Here is a 265-nt window from a genome sequence, read left to right on the forward strand (position 1 = left end):
GCCAGCCGAGTCAACGATCCACTGCCACAACAATCACTCCTCGTAGTCACGGCAACATCGAAACCGAGAGTTCCAAAAATGAAAGATCTAGCCACATTGAAAAAACTCGTACGAGCCGACAGCCTTACACCCATTGTCGAGCGAGACGGCACGATCGTGTACGAAGCCAGCACGCAACTAGGGACCTTTTTCGTCAAAGCCACGACGAATAGAGCGGCTTTCGATCGGCACTGTGAAATTCTAGAAGAACTTGAATCAAGCTCTC

At 50.2% G+C, this 265-nt stretch carries 1 protein-coding gene; it reads left to right on the plus strand.

The window, feature by feature from the left end:
* Positions 1–78: 78 nt before the first annotated feature.
* The coding region (locus SB754_RS20790; RefSeq protein WP_410784248.1) for a hypothetical protein at positions 79–265 on the plus strand (187 nt) is incomplete at its 3' end.

Source organism: Leifsonia sp. SIMBA_070 (assembly GCF_046534635.1).
In the GTDB taxonomy this organism is placed as follows: Bacteria; Actinomycetota; Actinomycetes; order Actinomycetales; family Microbacteriaceae; genus Leifsonia.